The organism is Mesorhizobium abyssinicae (assembly GCF_049887195.1).
In the GTDB taxonomy this organism is placed as follows: domain Bacteria; phylum Pseudomonadota; class Alphaproteobacteria; order Rhizobiales; family Rhizobiaceae; genus Mesorhizobium; species Mesorhizobium abyssinicae.
The window spans coordinates 1-438 of sequence record NZ_JARAKC010000126.1; the positions used below are offsets into that span (position 1 = coordinate 1).

1 protein-coding gene is annotated in these 438 nt (G+C 61.9%); it reads right to left on the bottom strand.

The window, feature by feature from the left end; genetic code table 11:
* Positions 1-252: transposase (locus PU724_RS33935; RefSeq protein ID WP_426213856.1), on the bottom strand; the 252-nt coding region annotated here is incomplete at its 3' end.
* Between the last annotated feature and the right edge of the window lie 186 nt (positions 253-438).

A 438-nucleotide genomic window follows, 5' to 3' on the forward strand; every position in this document is an offset into this window, starting at 1 on the left:
CAGCCGCTCCATCAAAAGCCGCTCCGAGCGGATCGAATAGAACGCCTGCAACAGCATCGCCCGCAGCAGCTTCTCCGGCGGGATCGAGGGCCGTCCGATCGGCGAGTACAGCGCCGCGAACTCGCGTTCCAACGCGGACAGGGCTTCATTCACGATCGTCCGGATCGCCCGCAACGGATGATTGCGCCGAACCCGGGCTTCAAGGTCCACGTAGCTGAACAGTTCGCCAGTTCGATCGTCGCCGCCGCGCACTCGTCACCTCCGAATCCCTTCGGAACCAGTGAACACCGCTGCGGTCCGGTGGCGAGTGCCTTCTTCAACAGATGGGGTGATTGGGGTCTCGCCCGAGCCAAGGGCGGCTGCTCCTGTCGAGATGTGAGAACGTGGTCGATGTAGATCGCCACAAACATCAGGAGGAGCAGCCATGAAGTATTTTGC